This window comes from Chitinophaga rupis (assembly GCF_900109685.1).
Lineage (GTDB): Bacteria > Bacteroidota > Bacteroidia > Chitinophagales > Chitinophagaceae > Chitinophaga > Chitinophaga rupis.
The window spans coordinates 740810-759887 of the sequence record NZ_FOBB01000001.1 but is presented as its reverse complement, the minus strand read 5'-3'; the positions used below and the strand labels follow the sequence as shown (position 1 = coordinate 759887).

18 protein-coding genes are annotated in these 19078 nt (G+C 48.5%); 8 read left to right on the top strand and 10 right to left on the bottom strand.

Annotated features, from left to right (window positions below; all coding sequences use genetic code 11):
* Positions 1 to 41: 41 nt before the first annotated feature.
* A complete protein-coding gene (gatB, locus tag BMZ54_RS02965) occupies positions 42 to 1496 on the bottom strand; it encodes an Asp-tRNA(Asn)/Glu-tRNA(Gln) amidotransferase subunit GatB (RefSeq protein WP_202909123.1) in 1455 nt (484 codons plus the stop codon).
* A 107-nt stretch (positions 1497 to 1603) separates the two neighbouring features.
* Here gatB and BMZ54_RS02960 point away from each other — a divergent pair, with 107 nt between their 5' ends.
* Positions 1604 to 2974: an aldehyde dehydrogenase gene (locus BMZ54_RS02960; protein WP_089906650.1), complete on the top strand. Its 1371-nt coding sequence runs from the start codon at positions 1604 to 1606 to the stop codon at positions 2972 to 2974.
* A gap of 126 nt (positions 2975 to 3100) precedes the next feature.
* On the opposite strand, the gene BMZ54_RS02955 is transcribed toward BMZ54_RS02960, so the two are convergent.
* The gene (locus tag BMZ54_RS02955; protein WP_089906649.1) at positions 3101 to 4135 is read right to left on the bottom strand and encodes a PDZ domain-containing protein; all 1035 of its coding nucleotides are present in this window, start codon (positions 4133 to 4135) and stop codon (positions 3101 to 3103) included.
* A gap of 162 nt (positions 4136 to 4297) precedes the next feature.
* Positions 4298 to 6913 (bottom strand): alanine--tRNA ligase, encoded by a 2616-nt coding sequence (gene alaS / locus BMZ54_RS02950; protein WP_089906648.1) that lies wholly within the window; start codon positions 6911 to 6913, stop codon positions 4298 to 4300.
* Between the two features lie 392 nt (positions 6914 to 7305).
* Between alaS and BMZ54_RS02945 the strand changes: the two genes are divergently transcribed.
* From BMZ54_RS02945 to BMZ54_RS02935, 3 genes are all read left to right on the top strand, one after another.
* Positions 7306 to 8277, top strand: coding sequence for a M23 family metallopeptidase (locus tag BMZ54_RS02945; RefSeq protein ID WP_089906647.1), 972 nt, complete (start codon positions 7306 to 7308; stop codon positions 8275 to 8277).
* A gap of 109 nt (positions 8278 to 8386) precedes the next feature.
* A complete protein-coding gene (locus BMZ54_RS02940) occupies positions 8387 to 8929 on the top strand; it encodes a MerR family transcriptional regulator (RefSeq protein WP_238386471.1) in 543 nt (180 codons plus the stop codon).
* 9 nt (positions 8930 to 8938) lie between these two features.
* Positions 8939 to 9451 (top strand): thioredoxin domain-containing protein, encoded by a 513-nt coding sequence (locus tag BMZ54_RS02935; RefSeq protein WP_089906646.1) that lies wholly within the window; start codon positions 8939 to 8941, stop codon positions 9449 to 9451.
* Positions 9452 to 9614: 163 nt separating this feature from the next.
* Here BMZ54_RS02935 and BMZ54_RS02930 read toward each other — a convergent pair whose 3' ends face one another.
* Positions 9615 to 10709: a mechanosensitive ion channel family protein gene (locus BMZ54_RS02930; RefSeq protein WP_089906645.1), complete on the bottom strand. Its 1095-nt coding sequence runs from the start codon at positions 10707 to 10709 to the stop codon at positions 9615 to 9617.
* A 359-nt stretch (positions 10710 to 11068) separates the two neighbouring features.
* The gene (locus BMZ54_RS02925) at positions 11069 to 12232 is read right to left on the bottom strand and encodes an amidohydrolase family protein (protein WP_089906644.1); all 1164 of its coding nucleotides are present in this window, start codon (positions 12230 to 12232) and stop codon (positions 11069 to 11071) included.
* A 66-nt stretch (positions 12233 to 12298) separates the two neighbouring features.
* Here BMZ54_RS02925 and prfA point away from each other — a divergent pair, with 66 nt between their 5' ends.
* The 3 genes from prfA to BMZ54_RS02910 all read left to right on the top strand — a co-directional run bounded on the left by prfA (position 12299) and on the right by BMZ54_RS02910 (position 14992).
* Complete coding sequence (prfA, locus tag BMZ54_RS02920; RefSeq protein WP_089906643.1) at positions 12299 to 13366, top strand: peptide chain release factor 1; 1068 nt, start codon at positions 12299 to 12301, stop codon at positions 13364 to 13366.
* 69 nt (positions 13367 to 13435) lie between these two features.
* The gene (locus tag BMZ54_RS02915; RefSeq protein WP_089906642.1) at positions 13436 to 14023 is read left to right on the top strand and encodes a hypothetical protein; all 588 of its coding nucleotides are present in this window, start codon (positions 13436 to 13438) and stop codon (positions 14021 to 14023) included.
* 288 nt (positions 14024 to 14311) lie between these two features.
* Positions 14312 to 14992, top strand: coding sequence for a YiaD family glycine zipper/OmpA-like lipoprotein (locus tag BMZ54_RS02910; RefSeq protein ID WP_089906641.1), 681 nt, complete (start codon positions 14312 to 14314; stop codon positions 14990 to 14992).
* Positions 14993 to 15191: 199 nt separating this feature from the next.
* Here the strand turns inward: BMZ54_RS02910 and BMZ54_RS02905 are convergent, their stop codons facing one another.
* From BMZ54_RS02905 to BMZ54_RS02885, 5 genes are all read right to left on the bottom strand, one after another.
* Positions 15192 to 15596: a VanZ family protein gene (locus tag BMZ54_RS02905; RefSeq protein WP_089906640.1), complete on the bottom strand. Its 405-nt coding sequence runs from the start codon at positions 15594 to 15596 to the stop codon at positions 15192 to 15194.
* A gap of 147 nt (positions 15597 to 15743) precedes the next feature.
* A complete protein-coding gene (gcvH, locus tag BMZ54_RS02900; RefSeq protein ID WP_089906639.1) occupies positions 15744 to 16124 on the bottom strand; it encodes a glycine cleavage system protein GcvH in 381 nt (126 codons plus the stop codon).
* A gap of 55 nt (positions 16125 to 16179) precedes the next feature.
* Positions 16180 to 16839 (bottom strand): peptidylprolyl isomerase, encoded by a 660-nt coding sequence (locus BMZ54_RS02895; RefSeq protein WP_089906638.1) that lies wholly within the window; start codon positions 16837 to 16839, stop codon positions 16180 to 16182.
* A 7-nt stretch (positions 16840 to 16846) separates the two neighbouring features.
* Positions 16847 to 17374, bottom strand: a complete 528-nt coding sequence (locus BMZ54_RS02890; RefSeq protein WP_089906637.1) for a GNAT family N-acetyltransferase — start codon at positions 17372 to 17374, stop codon at positions 16847 to 16849.
* A 3-nt stretch (positions 17375 to 17377) separates the two neighbouring features.
* Positions 17378 to 17716, bottom strand: coding sequence for a hypothetical protein (locus BMZ54_RS02885; protein WP_089906636.1), 339 nt, complete (start codon positions 17714 to 17716; stop codon positions 17378 to 17380).
* A 287-nt stretch (positions 17717 to 18003) separates the two neighbouring features.
* Between BMZ54_RS02885 and BMZ54_RS02880 the strand changes: the two genes are divergently transcribed.
* Positions 18004 to 19005, top strand: a complete 1002-nt coding sequence (locus BMZ54_RS02880) for an AAA family ATPase (protein ID WP_089906635.1) — start codon at positions 18004 to 18006, stop codon at positions 19003 to 19005.
* The last annotated feature ends 73 nt before the right edge of the window (positions 19006 to 19078 follow it).

Genomic DNA, 19078 nt, shown 5'->3' with positions numbered 1-19078 from the left:
ATAAAAGGCTGTGAACCATACACTATTAATCCTGGCCCAAACTACTTTAATTTTTCTGCCAGCAGCTGGTTGGTCAGCTTGGGATCTGCCTTACCCTGCGACAGTTTCATTACCTCACCTACGAACAGCCCTATCAGGCCTTTTTTACCGGCCTTATATTCGGCTACTTTGCCGGGGTATTTTGCCAGCACTTCATCAATAATTGGGGAGATATTGTCCACATTGGTATCCTGCAGCAGGTTAAGCGCCGTGGCTATTTCCAGCGGTGTTTTGCCTGGCTGCTGTATCATTTCCGGGAATATCCGGGAGGAGGCTATAGAAAAGCTCACCTTACCGGCTTCCACCAGCTGTATTAATGCCGCCAGTGCGGCGGCCGTTAAAGGAAATTGCTCCAAACCGCAGGAGTGCTCATTAAGGTACTGTTTTACAGGCCCTAACAGCCAGTTGGCAGCGGCTTTATGTTGCGGCGCCACGGTTATTACCTGTTCAAAGTAATCGGCGGTAGCTTTATCGTCGCACAGCACGCGGGCATCGTATTCCGGTAGCCCGTATTGCTGCGTGTATTTCTGTACTAATTCATCCGGTAGGGCAGGTAAAGCACGCTGAATGCTTTCCAGGTAATCTGCCGTAATGCGGAATGGGGCCAGGTCCGGCTCCGGGAAATAACGGTAATCATTGGCTTCTTCCTTGGAGCGCAGTGAAAAAGAGCTGCCGTTGGATGCATCAAAACTGCGGGTCTCCTGTATAATGGTGCCGCCGGTTTCAATGATCTCTATCTGCCGTTTGATCTCGTTCTCAATGGCCCTTTTTACGTTGCGGATGGAGTTCATATTCTTTACCTCCACCTTGGTGCCCAGGGTAGTTACGCCTTTTAAGCGTACGGAAATATTGGCATCGCAGCGCATGCTGCCTTCTTCCATATTTCCGTCGCATACATCCAGGTAGCGCACCAGCCTTCTCAGGTTGGTGAGGTAAGCATAAGCTTCGTCTGCGTTGAACAGGTCAGGCTCTGTTACTATCTCTACCAGCGGCACGCCGGCACGGTTGTAATCTACCAGGGTGTTGGCTGGGTCCTGGTCGTGCAGGGATTTACCGGCATCTTCCTCCAGGTGTATGCGGTTCAGCTGTATATTACGCTCGCCGGTGGCAGTGGTAATGGCTACATAGCCACCATTACAAATGGGAGCGGTATGTTGAGATACCTGGTAACCTTTGGGAAGGTCCGGGTAAAAGTAGTTCTTGCGGGCAAAGTAGTTTTCCTGCGCTATTTCGCAATGGCAGGCCAGCCCAAGCCTTACGGCATATTCCACTGCTTTGTGGTTCATGCGGGGCAGGGTGCCGGGGTGCCCCAGTGTAATGGGGCTGATATGGGTATTGGGAGCGCCGCCAAACGCTGCACTGTCATTACAGAATAGCTTACTTTCTGTTAATAACTGGGCATGCACTTCCAGCCCTATCACGGCCTCATACTTGTTATAATCAATCGTTGCGCTCATAATTATCAATATGCAAAATCCTGCAAATGGATAGGGGCGAAGATATATTTTTATTCGCACATCTTCCATACGGCGCGCGCTGCACTCATTTTTAGTAAATTGTAAACATGACTATAGGTGAAATACATGCAGCCCAGCAGGCCTTTTTTGAATCGGGGCAAACCTTACCGCTATCCTTCCGTAAAACCCAGTTAAAAAAGCTAAAGCAGGGCATCAAAAAATATGAAAGCGCCCTCCTGGATGCGCTATATGCCGATATGCGTAAACACCCTATGGAAGCTTATGGCAGCGAAGTAGGATTTGCCTATACAGAGATAGATCATATCCTTTCCTCCCTGCGTGAGTGGATGCGCCCGCAGGAGGTTTCCAGCCCGCTGGAGCATTATCCCAGCCATAGTAAAGTGATCCGTTCGCCCCTGGGGTTAACGCTGATCATTGCGCCCTGGAACTACCCGTTTAACTTACTTATGGGGCCACTGGCAGGCGCTATTGCGGGAGGCAACTGCGCCATACTAAAGCCCTCCGAGCTGGCGCCGCACACGGCTGCCGTAATGGAGCAGCTGATCAAAGATACTTTTGACCCAACCTATATTACGCTGCTGCAGGGCGATGGCAGCCAGGTGATCCCGGAGCTGATGACACACCGTTTTGATCATGTGTTTTTTACCGGCAGCATACCGGTGGGTAAAAAGATCCTGGAAATGGCGGCGCCGCATTTAACGCCTGTTACACTGGAGCTGGGCGGAAAATCGCCCTGCCTGGTAGATGATAAAGTGAATATAAAAGTGGCGGCACGCCGCATTATATGGGGTAAATACTGGAATGCCGGGCAAACCTGCGTAGCGCCGGATTATGTGCTGGTGCACAGCCGTGTAAAGGAGACCTTTATTGCTGCCATGCAGCAGGCCATTGTGGATTTTTATGGAGAGGATCCCGCTGCCAGCCCGGATTATAGCCGTATCATTAACGCCAAACGGTTTGATGTATTACAGGCCTATTTAAAGCAGGGCCGTATTATTCATGGTGGTAACACCAACCGCGATGATCTGTACATAGCCCCTACTTTACTGGCAGATGTACCCTGGGATGTTCCACTGATGCAGGAAGAGATCTTTGGGCCTATACTGCCCGTTATTACGTTTGATGAGCTGCCGCAGGCCGTGCAAATGATCCGGCGGCATCCGTATCCTTTATCGTTATACGTGTTTACAAAACGTGCATCTACCCGTAAGCTGTTTGAGGAACAGATACGTTTTGGTGGTGGATGTATCAATAACACGCTGGTGCATCTTACCAATCCCGAGCTGCCCTTTGGCGGCATAGGACCCAGTGGCAGCGGGCGTTACCACGGCCGTTACAGCTTTGAAACCTTTACACATCCCAAAGGTATTATGCGCTCCGCCACCTGGCTGGATGTACCGCTGAAATACCCGCCCTTTAAAAAGAAGCTGAAGTATGTAAAGATGCTGATAAAGTAAAGTGCCCGTTCACCATTGGCGAACGGGCATCTTTACACACTTAAAACCATATCAAAAACTAAATCTTATAGATAGATGGATGAATGCTGAAATCAATAACGATCGCTCCCGCATTTTCATCTTCACTTACAGGTCTGCTTTATTTAATTTTTTAGGAATGCTGATGGAAAGCGTTTCCGTTTTATTGTTACGTTTAACCTTTGCCGTTATAGTGCCCTTCTCTTTATTTTCCTGGTAGGTATTTACTACATCTTTGGCGGAGGTAATGGCCTCGCCGGCTATTTCCGTAATAATATCATCCTGTTTAAAACCTGCTTTGTCAGCGGCGGAGCCTTCGCTTACATTCAGTACACGGGCGCCATCGCCATTCTCCGTATCCTGTACAGACAAACCCAGGCGGGTGCTGTTGCTGTTATCATCATTGAACCAGCTAAAGTCATTGCCAAATGGCTGGCGGCCGCGTGGCCGGAAACGGAAATAATTATCATTACCGCCACCGGAGTTAGGTGGTGCAAAGTTGAAGATGTTGGCGCCTTTGCGCTCATCCAGCGTAACGCTAACTTTGTTTTCTTTTTTATTACGCAGGTAAGTAACCGTTACTTTATCGCCGGGATCATGTGCGCCTATTTTTTCAAACAGGTCCTGCGGTTCCCGGATCTTATCAGCGTCTACTGCAGTAATAACATCTCCCTGTTGTATGCCTGCTTTTGCGGCCGGGCTGCCTTTAGATACTTCCCGTACCGTTACACCGGCGGCTTCTTTCTTTTCCGTGATCACACCCAGCAGTGCTTTACCACCGCGGATCTCCATGCCATTGTCGTTATCATTATCCTCATCGTTATTAAAGAACTGCAGGCCGCGGTGCTGGTTCCCGAAAGGGAAAGCATTCCCGTCTACCGGCGTAATTTTACGCTTGTACACGGAAATATCACCGTCGTAGTCTTCCAGCTTTTTACCATCTACCCATACTTCTCCATCTTTGATCTCAACCGTTACTTTTCCGTCCTGGTTGTTTTTACGTTTGATGATGATCTCATCATATTCGCCCAGCTTATCGTTCTTTTTGCCGGGAGTGGTATCCTGCGCCTGTACGGTGAGCGCTGTTGTAAGTGTGTAGCAGGCAAATCCTGCGAGGGTCAGTGTTTGGAGTAACTTGCCCATTTTCAATTCAGATTTTATATGACAAATTTAAAGGGTGCAGGTAACAAGGAAAAGTTAAAAGATTGGAAGGGGAAGTGAAGGGAATGTTAAAAATAAGGTAAAACAAAACCCGCATAAAACTTTCGTCTTACGCGGGCCTGCTTATTCTTAATCCATTAATTCCTATCCCAACACCCCCCTCACTTTATCCACCACTTCCTGCAGTTTCCCAACTTCCTGGCCGCCGGCTGTAGCAAAAGATTTTTGCCCGCCGCCACCGCCTTTGATCAGTGGCGCTACCTGCTCCTTAATGATCCTGGTGGCATCCCATCCTTTGGCAGCTACCAGGTTATCAGCTATCAGCAGGGCCACACTGGCTTTTCCGCCAATATTAGCTGCCAGCACTATTACGTGGTTATCAATACTTTTAAGCGCGGTGCCCAATTGTTTCAGGCCTTCGGCATTGGTCAGGCTTACTACCTGGCCAATGAAGTTAACCCCATTAACAGAGGCTATCTGCTGTTTCAGCTCCGCTGCCAGGGCATTCACTTTTTCCAGTTCCAGCTGGGCCAGCTGTTTTTCCAGCCCGGCTTTGTCCTGCACCAGGGTTTCAACCGCTTTAAGGGTATCTTTAGGCCCTTTCAGCGCACCTTTAATATCTTTCAGCTGTTGCAGCTGCTCATTTACAAAAGCCAGGGCTTTAGCGCCCGTTACGGCTTCTATACGGCGTACGCCGGCAGCCACCGCACTTTCCGCTAAGAATTTAAAGAGGCCCAGCTCACCGGTAGCGCCTACGTGGGTGCCGCCGCAAAGCTCAACAGAATAAGCGGGGTCCATGATCACTACACGTACCACATCTCCGTACTTTTCGCCAAACAGGGCCATAGCGCCGGATTGCATGGCTTCTTCCTTACCCATTTCCTTAATGATAACGGGAATATTCTGGCGGATCTTTTCATTTACAATATCCTCTATGCGGGCCAGCTCTTCGTCTGTTACCTTGGCAAAGTGAGAGAAGTCGAAACGCAGGTAATCCGCATTCACCAGCGATCCCTTTTGGGCCACGTGCGTACCAAGCACCTGGCGTAATGCCGCGTGTAGCAGGTGTGTAGCGGAGTGGTGGCGGGCAGTATCCTTCCGTTTATCCTTAGCTATTACCGCTTTAACGGCAACGGCTATATTAGCCGGCAGGTTATCTGTAAAATGAACAATGAGGTCATTTTCCTTTTTGGTATCAGTAACCGCAATAGCTTCGCCATCAAAGTACAGCAGGCCGGTATCGCCTACCTGGCCGCCGCTTTCAGCATAGAAAGGCGTTTGTTCCAGTACCAGCTGGTACTGCTCTTTGCCTTTGGCCTTTATTTTACGGTACTTGGTAACCCGGGTGGTATTTTCCAGCAGCTCATAGCCTACAAAGGTGGTAGCCGGTACTTCGTCCAGCACTACCCAGTCGCCCATATCCAGCTCAGTGGCGGCACGGGAGCGGTTCTTCTGCTCCAGCATAGCAGCCTCAAAACCTTTTTCATCCACGGTAAGCCCGTTCTCAGTAGCAATCAGGCTGGTAAGGTCAAAGGGAAAGCCGTAGGTATCATATAGCTCAAAAGCGGCTCTACCGTCAACTACTTTATTGCTGGCGGCTTTTGCCACATCTTCCATGCGCTTAATGCCGCTGTCCAGCGTTCTTAAAAAGTTATTCTCCTCCTCAAATACTACCTTCTTCACAAAATCCAGCTGTTGCTGCAGCTCGGGGAACACGTGCGCAAATTGCTGCGCCAGCACAGGCACCAGCTCATGCAACAAAGGTTTTTTAGCATCCAGAAAAGAATAATAATAACGTACGGCCCTGCGCAAAATGCGGCGTATTACATAACCGGCGCCGGTATTGGAAGGCAGCTGCCCATCAGCAATGGTAAAACAAATGGCGCGCAGGTGATCGGCTATTACGCGGAAAGCCACATCGCGCTTTTCATCTGTGCCCTTATAGGTATGCCCGGTAAGTTTTTCCGTAGCATGGATGGTACCCATGAACAGGTCCGTATCGTAGTTGGAGGTTTTACCCTGCAGCACGCGTACCAGGCGTTCCAGGCCCATACCGGTATCCACATGTTTGGCAGGCAGCGGTTCCAGGCTGCCGTTCTTCAGGCGGTTGAACTGCATGAACACGTTGTTCCAGATCTCTATCACCTGCGGGTGGTCGGCATTTACGAGGGTACGCCCATCCACCTGCTGCCTTTCGGCATCCGGGCGGCAGTCCACATGAATTTCGGAGCAGGGGCCACAGGGGCCGGTATCGCCCATTTCCCAGAAGTTATCTTTTTTATTGCCCAGCAGTATGCGGTCTTCGGCAATATGCCGTTTCCAGAAGTTATAAGCATCTTCGTCTTTGGGCAGGTTTTCTTTGGGATCTCCCTCAAAAACAGTCACATACAGGCGGTCTTTTGGTATCTTATAGATATCGGCCAGCAGCTCCCAGCTCCAGGCAATGGCTTCTTCTTTAAAGTAGTCGCCAAAGCTCCAGTTGCCCAGCATTTCAAACATGGTATGGTGGTAGGTATCAATGCCCACCTCTTCCAGGTCGTTATGTTTGCCGCTTACCCGCAGGCATTTCTGGGTATCTGCCACCCGCGCGTAGGCGGAGGTTTTGTTACCCAAAAAATAGTCCTTGAACTGGTTCATGCCCGCATTGGTAAATAACAGGGTAGGGTCATTTTTTACCACAATAGGGGCAGAAGGCACGATATGGTGCCCTTTGGATGCAAAAAAGTCCAGGAATTGCTGTCGGATCTCGGATGCTGTCATAAGTATTATAGCCTGATGATATGTAATTAAAATTGTATAAATAAAATTGTGTTAGACCTAAATTTGACTTTAATTTGTATTTTAAGCCAAGCAGTGGGACTTAGAAAATTGACATTCAAAAGATTGCCATTGTAGTCTAATTCCATTAGGTTTGCACGCCCCTTGCCCGCTAAACCGTGGATTTGCTGAAGGGAGTGCAAAAATATTGAAACCTATAACATTATTCAAAAAAGCTGTGAGCAGTACGCATTAAGGTAGCCATCCCGGGAGGGGTGGATCAGCCCTGCAGTACCCGCCGGCAGCATTTTATCCATGAGTTTGAGATGCCCTTTACACTAAAAAAGAAGGAATGACGTTAGGACATAGTCCTGGCTAAAAGCGAACCTGGTCCAATGAAGAAGGTCAAATACTTTTACAATACACAAACCCTTAAGTATGAAAAGCTCGTAGTATCCGTACGGGTAAAGATCCTCCGCATCCTGGGGTTTGTGTCTGCCGCCATTGTTACCGGCGTCCTCTTCCTGTCCGTTTCTTACCGGTTCCTGGATTCCCCCAAGGAAAAATCCCTGCGCCGCGACATTGACAATATGAAAGAGCAGTACGATGCCTTACAGCACCGTATGAATGAAGCCAAGATCCAGCTAACGGAATTACAGCAGCGCGATAATGAAATATACCGGGTGATCTTTGAAGCCTCTCCCATACCGGACAGCACCCGCGCCGGTAAAATTGAAAAGGACGAGGAACTGGCCCAGCTGCAATCTTTTTCCAGCAACGATATTATTGCCAGTACCGCAGTATTGCTGAAAGAGCTGCTGAACCGCATTAAATCCCAGGAAAAATCTTACACTGAAATAGACGAGCTGGTAAAGAACAAACAAAAAATGCTGGCCTCCATACCGGCTATACAACCCGTTGCCAATAAAGACCTGAAGCGCATAGCCTCCGGCTTTGGATACCGAATAGATCCCATTTACAAAACAGTGAAGTACCACGCCGGCCTGGATTTCTCCGCTCCCAGCGGCACACCCATTTATGTAACCGGCGACGGGGTGGTTGAAGAAGCAGCCCTGAGTGATGTTGGTTACGGCAACCACGTGGTTGTACGCCATGGTTACGGCTACAAAACCCTGTACGGGCATATGCTGCGTACCAAGGTAAAAGCCGGGCAAACCGTAAAACGCGGCGATGTACTGGGCTGGGTAGGCAGCACCGGGAAATCTACCGGTCCCCACTGCCACTATGAAGTAATGAAAAACGGCGAAAAAGTAGACCCTGTATATTTCTTCTTTAACGACCTTTCACCAGAAGAATTTGACCGCATGTTAAAAATTGCCCGCTCGGGTAACCAGTCTTTTGATTAATTTGGCCTAGCTTTAAACCGGACGGCAGTACCTGATAATCATCGGAATTTGAGAATATAGCATGGTAATTGCAAAGCTTGACGGATATTTGTCACATTGATTTTCTGCCATGATGCACCAATTGGACCTTTTTGGCTCCCTGGAACCCGCTCCACCACCGGTGGAGAAGGCAGTAACAACACCGCCCGAAGCAGGGGTAGCCGCAGCTGTAAAACATAATACCGCTGCACCCGTAACAACCGCTACGCTTGCGCCGGTGAAAAAAAAGCGCGGGCGTAAATCTTTGAAGGAAGTAAGTGAGGATACAGACGTGATCAAAGAGCTGGACAAAATAACGCTGGATAAACAATACTACTCCATTAGTGAAGTAGCGGGCATGTTCCGTGTAAACACTTCCCTGATCCGCTACTGGGAAAATGAATTTGATATTCTGCAGCCTAAAAAGAACCGTAAAGGCGACCGCCTTTTCCGGCAAGAGGACATTCACCACCTGAAACTGATCTATCACCTGCTGCGGGAAAGAAAATATACGATCGAAGGCGCCAAGCAAAAACTAAAGGAAGATAAAAAGTTAGCCGCCCGGAATTTTGAAATGGTACAGGCTTTGCTAAAAGTAAGAGGTTTCTTAACAGAACTCAAAGATCAATTATAAAAAAAGGTTATGCGATTAAAAACATTATTACTGGGAGGTTTATTCTTATTTGCTGCAGCTTTTGCCCAGGCGCAAAATGGCGGTAAGGTGCTGAAAGGCAAGCTGGATCTGAAAGCGTTAACCAGCGACAGTGCTTATGCCTGGTTCTATACCGGCGTAAATAAATACCAGCCCAATGAAAGTATGCTGAACTATATTAAAGCCAACCGCGATAAATTTAATGTAGTGGCCCTGATAGGTACCTGGGATGCGCAAAGCCGCGACCTGTTCCCGAAGCTGTATAAAGTAATGGTGCTGGCCGGCAGCCCGGAAACACAAATGCTGATCTTTGGTGCAGATGAAAAGCTGGATACCGGCGCTCCGCAGGAATATAAGCTGAAAAGAGTACCTACCTTTATTATACAGAAAGAAGGAAAGGAAATAGGCCGCATCTCCGGCGATGTAAATGAATCGGTAGAAGCTGAGATCTCCCGCATTCTGCTGAAGAACGATACCAGCGATAAAAATAAAGGCAATGATTAAATAATGTGCAGGCGTGCAAATGTGCACCTCACAAAACTTACATAAAAAAAGTCCGGATCACTTCACATTGACCCGGACTTTTTTATTAAATAGCGTACTGCCATCACTAACAATCTTCCGAACGCCCTACATCACGCACTCGCCAATTATTCATTCTTAATTATTAATTCCCCAGCTGCACATCGATCCTCGTACTCGGCAGCTTTATGCCCCGCTGTTCCAGCGCGCGGATAATGCCCAGGTTCACAGCTTCGCGCAGGGCCGCATATTGCAGCCCCTCTATAATATAGGTATTATAGATCACCTGCACCAGGTAAGTATCTTTATTAAAATCATGCAGGTTCACGGTAAAGCCGGGCAGCACGCTGCTGTTATTCCGTAATATATCCTGGATATCCTGCAGTATTTTCAGCAGGGTATCGGAAGGTGTTTCTGTAGGCAGCTCCAGCTTCATAGCCACGCGCTGTTGTGTGCGCAGGGTCAGGTTATCCAGGATACTGTCTACCATCTTTTTATTAGGCACGGTTACAAATGTTTTTTCAAGGGTGCGGATGCGGGTACTGCGTAAGCCGATCTTTTCCACGGTACCCTGGTAGCTGTCTACTTTAACGCTATCGCCTACACGGAAAGGTTTATCAAAGAAAATGATGAAGGAGCCAATGAGGTTCTCTATGCTTTCCTTGGCGGCCAAGGCCAGGGCTGCCGCACCTATACCCAGGCCTGCAATCAGCTTATTCACCAGCTCAGAGCCGAATAAAATGCGTATCAGCACAATTAAACCCAGTATGGAAATAATGGCTTTGAAAAAGTCCCGGAAGAAAACAATGAACTGGTTATCCGTCATATCTTCCGTGAGGTCGGCCTGTTTTTCCAGTATCAGCGCTATGAAATCAATGAGGCGCAGCAGGATCCATAAAATACACACGCAAAAAGCGATCTGCATCAGCGTGCTGGTAAGGTTCTTGAGCGTAAAGCCATTGTACACTGTCACATTCAGCTCCGGCGGAAACCGGAAGTGGTCTATGGTAAGCATAAAGGCCAGCAGCAACAGGAAATATTCCAGCGGGCGTAATAACAGGTGGGCCAGCTCCCTTCTTTCTATCTGGGGCGACAGGTGTTTAACCAGGTTAAAACCCAGGGAAGCGATGCCTTTGGAGAGGAACCGTTTAACGGCAAACACTACCAGCAGCACTATTGCCAGTATGATATAGCTGCGTATAGGGTTGCCTAAGATCAACAGGTCCAGGAAAGATTGCATGTTACAGTATTTCAGGCTGCAAATATAATAGTATAAAAGTATATATATCCCGGGTTTAGCTTTGCACCAGATCGGACAGTGGTAGGAGCGGTATAATTAACAACATTAGAAGTGGTATAAAATGAGGCTGATATTGCTGCGCAATTCGGCTGCAACCCGTGCGCAATTCGGGTCCGGGTTTAGTGGCTAGAGCTATTGGGAATAAAATGATAAGCAGTTTTTAGTTTGGGCCTTTTTCAGGGCTTTCTTATGTCTTTCCCATGAGTTTCTCATGTCTTTCCCTACTAAATCCCATGTTTTTCCCTGGTGAAGTCCTGGTGAATCCCTAGTCAGGAGCATATTTTGTTACACCTTAATTCTTAATTATTAATTTTTAATTCCATCCTTCTGCATTCCTCGCCGATCACCACTATCCCCGGTTGCTTCCCCTGCTCAAAACTTCCATACCGCCCTTCAATACCCAATGCCTTGGCGCCATTCAGCGTAGCCCATTCTAACAGCTCCGCAAGGGGTATCTCCGGGAATTGCGCCCGTATAGCCTGTATCTCCGCCCAAATGGATAACCGGTGATTAGAAGCCAGGCTGTCTGTACCCAGGGTAAGGGTAGCGCCCATGCGGCGCAGCAGCATTATATCCGGCAGGCGGCCTTCAATATACAGGTTGGCCAAAGGGCACAGGCACCAGTATACCGGCAGGGTACGTTGCAGGGCCGCCTGTATATCAGCCGCATCGCTAAAAGTATTATGTACCAGCAGCAGGGGGCTATTGGCTAAATAAGGCAGGCAGGCCTGCAGGCTGCTGGTTTGCGGGGCGGTAAACCCGCTGATGTCCATACCAAAGCGCTGGTAAAAATCCAGGAAGGCACCGGTTTTATGCCGGTACAGCTCATTTTCAGCTGCACATTCCTGGTTATGGATGCTGAGTGGTGTATTATTATCCAACCCCGCCAGCAGCTCAAATAAAGCCGCGCTTACGGAATAAGGGGCATGGGGTACCAGGGAGCTGTTATGCCGGGGCCCGTTCAGCGCCCGGAACTGCTGGTATACCTCCTGGCTTTGAGCCAGCCGCTGGCTGGCAGCTGCCGGAATAAAGCCCATGCACTCTATAAAGGAGTGATAGTAGAGGGGGCTGTTTTGCTTCAAAGGCAGTGTAGTGGTAGTATTGCAAATATCGCCCACGGCTGCAATGCCCTCCTGCCACATGGCCGTTGCGGCGGCCTCCATGGCAGTTGTAGGGTCAACGGCAAAAGTGCCTCTTTGCGTCATTACCGTAGTGAGGAATGTGGGTAAACCGGTTTTTTCCGGTATTACGCCCTGCATATGGGACAGCTCCAGGTGGCAGTGGGTATTTACAAAACCGGGGCAAAGCATGCCATCCAGTAATTGTACACCGTCACCGGCATCTGCCCGGTTCAGTATATCCAGCACCGTGCCTTGCTCATCCAGCACCAGCACCTTGTTTGCGCCTAAAAATTGCCTTCCGTTAAACAGATCCGTGCCGCTTAATTTAACCGGTTGGGACATACCTTGTACTATTTTAGTGAATTGGTGTTAATTTTGTGCCCGCCTAATAAGGCATCAAAGATAAACATGATAGATAAACTCGACGCGATAAAAGGCCGGTTTGAGCAGGTGTCGCTGGCCCTGACCAATCCGGAAATAGTAAGTGATAACAAGAAGTTCAGCAAGCTGAGTAAGGAATACCGGCAGCTGGAAAAGGTGGTAACGGCCTATGACGCCTACCGCAAGCTGCTGGATGCGCTGGCCTTTAATAAGGAAGTGCTGGAAAGCGGCGATGATGAAATGCGCGAGCTGGCCAAGGAAGAAACCGAATCCCTGCACCAGCAGAAGGAGGAGCAGGAAGCAGCCATCCGCAACCTGCTGATACCCAAAGACCCGCAGGACGAAAGGAACGCTATCCTGGAAATACGGGGTGGTACCGGCGGCGATGAGGCCAGCCTTTTTGCCGGCGACCTGCTGCGCATGTACCTGCGCTTTTGTGAGAACAAGGGCTGGAGCGCCAACCTGATGAGTGAAACCCCCGGTGCAGTAGGCGGTTATAAAGAAGCCGTGGTAGAAGTAAGCGGGGATGATGTATATGGCACCCTTAAATTTGAGTCCGGCGTACACCGCGTACAGCGGGTACCCGCTACAGAAGCATCCGGGCGTGTACATACCTCTGCCGCTACCGTAGCCGTACTGCCCGAAGCCGATGAGGTGGATGTGGAAATACGGGATGCCGATATTAAAATGGACACCTTCCGTTCATCCGGCGCAGGTGGGCAGCACGTAAACAAAACCGAATCGGCCGTACGCTTAACGCACATTCCTACCGGAACGGTGGTGGAATGCCAGGAGGGCCGCAGCCAGCATTCCAACCGGGATATAGCCATGAAAATGCTGCGTACCCGTATCTATGAAGCAGCTGTGCGCAAGCATGAGGAGGCTATCGCCTCCCAGCGTAAAAGCCTGGTATCTACCGGCGACCGCTCCGCCAAAATACGTACCTACAACTACCCCCAGGGCCGTATTACGGACCACCGCATTGGCATGACCCTCTATAACCTGGATGCCTTTATGAACGGAGAGATCCAGGAAATGATAGAAGCCCTGCAGTTTGCAGAGAACGCCGAAAAGCTGAAACAAGGTGGAATGTAAAGATCCCCGCCGCCGAACAATTTGAGCACCGGAGCTGTTTTATTACAATAACTCATAAAGCTATACACCATGCTGGACCAACTTTTAAACCTCGTTAAGGAAAACGCACAAAGTGCGGTTATAAATAATCCCGCTGTGCCCAATGAGCAGAATGAGGCGGTTATACATGCTGCTACTGAATCCATTGCATCCGGCCTGCAGGATGAAATGGCCAATGGCAATACCAGCCAGGTAGTAAGCCTGCTGGGCGGCGCCGGTTCGGCAACAGACCCGCAAAACCCGGTGGTGAACAAGCTCTCCGGTAACCTGGCAGGTACCTTGCTGGAAAAATTTAACCTGCCTGCAGGTACCGCGCAGCAAATAGCCGGCAGCCTTATTCCTGCTGTATTAGGCTCGCTGGTAAAGAAAACAAACGATCCTAACGACCATAGCTTTAACCTGCAAAGTATTTTGAATTCCCTTACCGGAGGGCAGGCCTCCGGCATCAATTTGTCCGGCATACTGGGCCGCCTTTCCGGTGGGCTGGATAAGGATGGTGATGGTGATGTAGACCTGCAGGACCTGATGGGCGTACTCTCCAACGGCGCCAAACAACAACAGCAGCAACAGCCTTCCGGCGGTGGTTTGGGCGGCATGCTCAAAGATCTGCTGGGATAAAATCCGTAGTCATACCAGGCTAATTATCCACATAACTGTTATGTGTATAAAATTTATTGTCTGTACTTCCGTAATGTCCAGTAATTTGGCGGCGGAATAATGTGACGGTTTTTGACTTTGGCAAAGAATTTGAAATATAGCTTCTGTCATAAAACGGACACCCCGGGGAAGCCCGGTGTTCCTTACAACAAATCAAAATGACCTGGCCCATTAAATGCTTCTGCAAAACAAGCCGGTAATAATCAGCAACTCAATACAAGAATCCTTAGAAAATTAAAAAATTGTACGATGAAAAAATTGAATGCAATTGTAGCAATAGCCTTATCTGCCACTGTACTTTTTGGCTGCTCCACCTGGCAAGGTATGGACAATACTAAAAAAGGTGCCGTTATTGGCGTAGGCGGTGGCGCAGCCACTGGCGCCGCTATTGGTAAAGCAGCAGGTAACACTGCCCTGGGTGCCATTATAGGCGCTGCAGTAGGTGGTACTGCCGGTGTGCTGATCGGTAAAAAAATGGATAAGCAGGCACAGGAAATTAAAACAGAAGTACCCAATGCTACCGTAGAACGTGTAGGCGAAGGTATTAACGTTACCTTCTCATCTGGTGTGCTGTTTGGCTTTGATAAAACAGATCTTTCAGCCACTGCGCAGGATAACATTAAACAGCTGGCGCAGGTGCTTAACAAATACCCGGATACTTATGTACGGGTAGAAGGGCATACCGACGATAAGGGTACCGACGAGTATAACATGACCCTGTCTCAAAAGCGCGCTAATAACGTGGCTGCTTTCCTGAAAGCACAGGGCATTGCCGCTAACCGCGTACAGGCCTACTGGTATGGTGAAAGCCAGCCTAAAGTGCCTAATGATTCTGAAGAGAACAGGGCTAAAAACCGCCGCGTAGAGTTTGCGATCTATGCCAATGAAAAAATGAAAACAGAAGCTAAGAACGATGCTGGCAAGCAATAAATAACATCACTTATTTCTTATAAGGCCTGATGGTGCAAACCTGTCGGGCCTTATTGTTTTTAGGGGAACGGTTAAATCGTATTACGAAATTGTTAAGCGTTGCTGCTTTTAATTACAGCGGCATTTTCCTGGAATAGTGATACGGAAATAGCAGCAGGTAAGGTAATGCTGGTAATATTGAAGCTAAAGAAGAAAGGAATTATTTAATGGCGTTATTGGTACCCGGTTTCAGGAACCAGCGCCGGAACAGGCGGAAGATCCATACACCGGCAATAGCGCCCAGCGCATCTGCAGCCGCGTCCGTCATGTCAAAGCTGCGGTCTACCGTCATGTACTTTTGAATATACTCAATAGACAGGCCGTAAAGGGCCGCAAACACTACGAACATAAAAAGGGTGGTTGCGGAAAAACGGCCTTTATGCCAGTAAACTCCCAGGCACAGGAAAAATACCATACCGCCAAACAGGCCAAAGTGCACTATTTTATCCATATGTATCCGCTCCATCCAGCCTTCATGAGGAATATCCTTGCCGGGCAATGTACACATCACCAGGATAAAAAAAAGCCACACAATAGCCGGAATGTAATAACGAATTGTCTTCATGAATGGTTAAACGAATGTGCAGGTATGCAGATGTGCAAATGAGTTGTTGTGTCTTATAGATGATGTTCACTGTATAAGCATGCAGATGTGCAGGTGAGCAATGGCGTTATTGGCACATTTGCCTGGCTGCACATCTGCAAATAAATATTATTCTCCCACCAGTGCCTGGTAAGCTGCTGCATCCAGCAGGGCTTCTACATCAGCAGGGTTCTTAACGGTCATTTTTACCATCCAGCCCTCACCGTAAGGGTCAGAGTTCACCAGCTCCGGGCTGTTTTCCAGCTCCTGGTTTACTTCATTGATAGTGCCTGCAACAGGCAGGAACAGGTCAGAAACCGTTTTCACAGCTTCTACGGTGCCAAATACTTCTTCTGCGTTCAGGCCTTTGCCTACAGTAGGAATATCTACAAATACAATATCCCCTAATTCCCGTTGCGCAAATTCAGTGATACCGATGGTGGCTATATTGCCTTCCAGCAATATCCATTCATGATCTTTTGTGTAACGCAGATTTGACGGAAAGTTCATAGTTAGTTTGATTTTGGCGGTAAAAGTAAGGAAATTACAATACTCTCCAATGCGGTTAGAACAGCAGCCACTTTTTCACCAGCCGTATCTTCATGGGTACATCCGTTAAGGGACGGTCGTTCCCATCTGTTTTCATGTCTGCGATCTTATCGATCACTTCCATCCCTGCTATTACCTGTCCAAAGATGGTGTAGCTCTGATCCAGTTGCGGCGTGCCGCCTATAGTTTTGTAGATCTCCCGCTGGTCTACCGGTATTTTACGGCCACCCAGGCGTCCCTGCTCCAGCTGGTCCAGCTCCGCATCCGTCCACTTTTTGCCCTGCACAATATAGAACTGGCAGCCGGATGATGCCTTAGCCGGGTTATCATCCCGCGCAGCGGCCAGCACACCTTTTTTGTGAAACAGGTCCAGGCGGAACTCTGCCGGCACCGTATAGCCGTTCTCCCCGTTACCCAGCATAGCGCCGGGCTGCGCGTGTTTGGATTCCGGATCGCCACCCTGTATCATAAAGCCTTTTATTACGCGGTGAAACAGTATGCTGTCATAAAAATGCGCTTTCGCCAGCTTAATAAAGTTATTCCGGTGCAGGGGTGTTTGATCATACAGCTGAATGATCATGGTGCCATACGGGGTAGTTACTTTTACCTTGCGGTGTTTGCTCATGGCTCCAAAGCCGGTGGATAGCAACAGTAATAGCAGTAGTAGTTTTTTCATAAGATTATTAACAGCTCTTTTTTAATAACCAGTCTGTATCTGATTGCTGGCCTACTTTAAAAGTGTGCTCGCCGAATTTTTCAAAACCTTCTGATGCATAAAAGCGGAGGGCTTTGGTATTGTGCTCCCATACACCCAGCCAAATGGTGGCTGCCTGGTGCTCCCTGGCCATGGTATAGGCATGTTGTATTAATGCTTTGCCCAGCTTATGCCCCTGGTAAGCTTTCAGCACATAGATCTTTTCCAGCTCTATGGGCGATGGCAGCTGCGTATGCGCCGCATCATCCGGCTGTTTGCCCAGGTTCAGCTTTAAAAAACCGGCTACATTCTCATCATAGTAAAGCAGGTAATACAGGCTGCCCGGCTGCAGCAGCTGCTCACGCAGGGTGGCAGCATCCTTTCTTTCCTGCATAAAAACAGCCAGGTCATCCGGTTGGTGGGTAGGCCCAAAAGTTTCCATAAAGGTTTGCTGCTCCAGCTGCACCAGGGTATCCAGCATCTCGGGTTCCACTGGTTTAATGACAATGGGTTGCATGGTTCATTCTTCTCCCTCTTCCTCAAAATACGCAATGATATGCTCCTGCAGAAATCTTTCCTGCTCGGCCATACCCATCTTGGGAATAGGCGCTGCTTCCTTAAAATGTGGCCACCCGTCTTGGTCATAGCCGTCCAGCTCGTAATAGCCGCTTTGGCTTAACAGGGTGCAGGTAGCAACATGCATCAGGTCCTGTTTCTGCTCTTTGGTATATTTCTTTTTCAGTTTTCCCAGCTCCTGAATGCCTATCAGGAACAGGATAGCTTCCATATTCGGCTTCTTACCAAAACGCTCGGTTAACTGGTTAATAACCCCGTTCCATTGCTGCTCAAAATCGCTCATAACTATATATGTGATTGTCAGGTAATGATTTGTTACAGCCGCAAAGGTACGTTATAAAAAAAGATGATATAAATATGGCAGGGCTTTATTAACTTGGGGCCGCCGGGTTAATTACGAATTATTCAATTATGAATTACGAATTTTGACCATTTACCACATCAGTTTACAGTACGTAATTAATAATTCTTAATTATATTAACAGCACTTTAACTGCCTAACCTGGCTGTGCTACAGCGTTTTGTGGGTAGAATGTTTATTTTAGCAAACTTGAAAAACACATACATCGCATGGAGAATACATCGCAAGATATCCGTCAATTGAACGAAAAGATCCACCAGGCCAGCGCATTCGTTGATCTGTTGAATATTGAGCTGGGAAAAGTGATAGTTGGCCAGCGCTACATGGTAGAACGCCTTTTAATTGGCCTGCTGGCCCAGGGGCACGTGCTGCTGGAAGGGGTGCCTGGTCTGGCAAAAACCTTGTCCATCAAGTCTTTATCATCCGCTATTAACGCAAAATTCAGCCGTATACAGTTCACACCGGACCTTTTACCGGCCGATGTGGTAGGTACCATGATCTATAACCAGCAGCGCAATGAGTTTGTGGTGCGTAAAGGGCCCATCTTTGCCAACTTTATCCTGGCAGATGAAATTAACCGTGCCCCGGCAAAAGTGCAGAGCGCCCTGCTGGAAGCCATGCAGGAAAAACAGATCACCATTGGCGATACTACCTTTAAGCTGGAAGAGCCTTTCCTGGTACTGGCCACCCAGAACCCGATAGAGCAGGAAGGTACCTACACCCTGCCCGAAGCACAGGTAGACCGTTTTATGCTGAAAGTAGTGATCGGCTATCCCACCAAGGAAGAAGAAAGACATATCATCCGCCAGAACCTGAACCCGGACGGCATGAGCGCTATTAATCCGGTAATAAACCCGGCCGATATTGTGCAGGCCCGCAAGCTGGTAAGGGAAGTGTATATGGATGAGAAGATAGAACGTTATATACTGGATATTGTATTTGCCACCCGCCATCCGGAAGAGTATAAGCTGCAAAAGCTGAAACCTTTGATCTCCTACGGCGGATCGCCCCGTGCCAGCATTAGTTTGGCCTGGGCTGCAAAATCCTATGCGTTCATGAAACGCCGCGGATATGTGATACCGGAAGACGTGCGCAGCATTTGTTTTGATGTAATGCGCCACCGCGTAGGCCTTACCTACGAAGCAGAAGCAGAGAACGTAACCTCTGAGAATATCCTGAGCGAAATACTGAATGCCGTTGAAGTACCATAAGATAGTTGGCAGTTATAAGTGGGCAGTTGGCAGTCGGTATTAATTATTCATTCTTAATTATTAATTATTAATT